This is a genomic window from Mesorhizobium sp. CC13 (genome assembly GCF_039907765.1).
GTDB lineage: Bacteria > Pseudomonadota > Alphaproteobacteria > Rhizobiales > Rhizobiaceae > Aminobacter.
On record NZ_JARDJI010000048.1, the window covers coordinates 1 to 3,137 of the forward strand.

At 68.1% G+C, this 3,137-nt stretch carries 3 protein-coding genes; all 3 read right to left on the reverse strand.

Annotated elements, in window-relative coordinates; genetic code table 11:
* Positions 1 to 23: 23 nt before the first annotated feature.
* The gene (locus PV773_RS25085) at positions 24 to 1,421 is read right to left on the reverse strand and encodes an NAD(P)(+) transhydrogenase (Re/Si-specific) subunit beta (RefSeq protein WP_347968980.1); all 1,398 of its coding nucleotides are present in this window, start codon (positions 1,419 to 1,421) and stop codon (positions 24 to 26) included.
* 1 nt (position 1,422) lies between these two features.
* Positions 1,423 to 1,851 (reverse strand): NAD(P) transhydrogenase subunit alpha, encoded by a 429-nt coding sequence (locus PV773_RS25090; RefSeq protein WP_347968981.1) that lies wholly within the window; start codon positions 1,849 to 1,851, stop codon positions 1,423 to 1,425.
* A partial coding sequence (locus tag PV773_RS25095) for a Re/Si-specific NAD(P)(+) transhydrogenase subunit alpha (RefSeq protein WP_347968982.1) occupies positions 1,851 to 3,137 on the reverse strand: 1,287 nt, incomplete at its 5' end. The genes PV773_RS25095 and PV773_RS25090, both read right to left, overlap by 1 nt.

Sequence of the window (3,137 nt, forward strand, 5' to 3'; positions counted from 1 at the left end):
GTGGCGTTGGCCGAGCGCTTGGCTCAGTGGTCCATGGCCTTGACGATTTCCTCGGTCATCTTCTTGGCGTCGCCGAGCAGCATCATGGTGCCGTCCTTGTAGAACAGCGTGTTGTCGATGCCGGCATAGCCGGAGCCTAGGCTGCGCTTGACGAACAGGCAGGTGCGGGCCTTGTCGACGTCGAGGATCGGCATGCCGTAGATCGGCGAGTTCTTGTCGTCGCGCGCCGACGGGTTGGTGACGTCGTTGGCGCCGATGACGTAGGCGACGTCGGCCTGGGCGAACTCCGAGTTGATGTCTTCGAGCTCGAACACCTCGTCATAGGGCACGTTGGCCTCGGCGAGCAGCACGTTCATGTGGCCGGGCATGCGGCCGGCGACCGGGTGGATGGCGTATTTGACCTCGACGCCGTTGGCCTTGAGCTTGTCGGCCATCTCGCGCAGCGCATGCTGGGCCTGGGCCACCGCCATGCCGTAGCCCGGCACGATGATGACCTTCTGGGCGTTCATCATCAGGTAGGCCGCATCGTCTGCGGCACCGGTCTTGACCGTGCGCTGGATGCCGTCGTCGACGGCAGCAGTGGTCTCGCCGCCGAAGCCGCCGAGGATGACCGAGATGAACGAGCGGTTCATGCCCTTGCACATGATGTAGCTGAGGATCGCGCCCGACGAGCCGACCAGCGCCCCGGTGATGATCAGCGCCAGGTTGCCGAGCGTGAAGCCGAGCGCGGCTGCCGCCCAGCCCGAATAGGAGTTGAGCATGGAGACGACCACCGGCATGTCGGCGCCGCCGATCGGGATGATCAAGAGCACGCCGAGCACCAGGGAAAGTGCCACGATCAGCCAGAAGATGGTGGTCGACTGGGTGGTGACCAAGAGCACGATCAAGACGACCAGGCCGATGCCGAGGGCGGCGTTGATGGCGTGACGGCCCGGCAGCATGATCGGCTTGCCCGACATGCGGCCGTCGAGCTTGAGGAAGGCGATGACCGAGCCGGTGAAGGTGATGGCGCCGATGGCGACGCCGAGGCTCATCTCGACCAGGGCCTGGCCGTGGATGGCGCCGACCGCACCGATGCCGAAGCTTTCGGGCGCATAGATGGCGGCCGCCGCCACCATCACGGCGGCCATGCCGACGAGGCTGTGGAACGCCGCCACCAGCTGCGGCATCGAGGTCATGGCGATGCGCCGCGCGGTGACCGCGCCGACGCCGCCGCCGATGGCCAGCCCGAGCACGATCAGGCCGAGGCCGCCCAGCGAGGGCTTGGCCAGCGCCAGCGTGGTGACGATGGCGATGCCCATGCCGATCATGCCGTAGGTGTTGCCCTTGCGGCTGGTGGTCGGGTGCGACAGGCCGCGCAGCGCCAGGATGAACAGGATGCCCGAGACCAGGTAGAGGAAGGAGGCGAGGTTCACGTTCACGTCACTTGTCCTTCTTCTTGTACATGGCCAGCATGCGCTGGGTGACCAGGAAGCCGCCGAAGATGTTGACGGCGGCGAGCACCATGGCGACGAAGCCGAAGCCGGTGGCAAGCCCGGACGCGGCGATGCCGACGGCAAGCAGCGCGCCCACCACGATCACCGAGGAGATGGCGTTGGTCACCGCCATCAGCGGCGTGTGCAGCGCCGGCGTCACCGACCAGACCACGTAGTAGCCGACGAAGATCGCGAGCACGAAGATGGCGAAGCGGAACACGAACGGGTCGATCACCCCGCCGGAGACGGCATGCGCCACCCCGCCGGCGGCGTCCGCCGCCCCTTGCGCGTTGGCCAGTTCCTGCACGCCGAGCCGGACCGCGGCCACCGCCTGGTCGAGCTGGTCGAGCGCTTTTTCGAGAGCCGTCTGTTCCATCACGCGTCTCCCCCGGAGATCGACTTGGCTGATTTCCTGGCAGCGGCCGGTTTCCTGGCGGCGGCCGGCTTGTCGGACTTGGCGGCGGCCTTCTTCGCCGCGGGCTTCGCAGCGGAACCGTCGGTCGCCGGATCGTCGCCGCGGTTCTGGCCAGGCACCACCGGCTTGGGCTTGTCCACGGCTGTGGCAGCCGCCGCATTGGCGAAGTTCGGATGCACCACCTTGCCGGCGTCGGTCAGCATCGTCGCCTTGACCAGCTCGTCGTCGCGGTTGATGGCGAGCTTCTTGGCGCCCTTGTCGATCATCGTCTCGAGGAAGGCGAACAGGTTCTTGGCATAGAGCAGCGAGGCCGACGCCGCGACGCGGCCCGGCACGTTGAGGTGGCCGACGATCTTGACGCCGTTGCCGGTGGTGACGACCTTGCCGGGGACCGCGCCCTCGACATTGCCGCCGCGCTCGACCGCGAGGTCGACCAGCACCGAACCCGGCTTCATCGCCGCGACCATCTGGGCCGACACCAGCTTCGGCGCCGGACGGCCCGGGATCAGGGCCGTGGTGATGACGATGTCCTGCTTGGCGATGTGCTCGGCGGTCAAGGCCGCCTGCTTGGCCTGGTACTCCTTCGACATCTCCTTGGCGTAGCCGCCGGCGGTCTCGGCCTGCTTGAACTCGTCGTCCTCGACGGCGATGAACTTGGCGCCGAGCGAGGCGACCTGCTCCTTCACCGCCGGACGCACGTCGGTGGCGGTCACGATCGCGCCCATGCGGCGGGCGGTGGCGATCGCCTGCAGGCCGGCGACGCCGACGCCCATGATGAACACCTTGGCAGCCGGCACCGTGCCCGCCGCCGTCATCATCATCGGCAGCGCCCGGTCATATTCGGCAGCCCCGTCGACCACCGCCTGGTAGCCGGCGAGGTTGGCCTGCGAGGAAAGCACGTCCATCACCTGGGCGCGCGTGATGCGCGGCATGAACTCCATGGCAAACGCCGTGACGCCGGCCCTGGCCATCGCCGCCACGCCGGCCTCGTTGCCGTAGGGATCCATGGTGGCGAGCACCGCGGCCCCCGCCTTGTAGCCCTTGAGCTCGGCCTCGCTCGGCCGCCTGACCTTGAGCACGACGTCGGCCTTCGCGGCATCCGCCGCCGTGCCGATCCTCGCCCCCGCCGCCGCATAATCGGCGTCGGTGATGCGCGACAGCGTGCCGGCGCCCGCCTCGACGATCACCTCGAAACCAAAGCCGACAAGGCGTTTCACCGTCTCCGGCGAACCACCAACGCGGCTCTC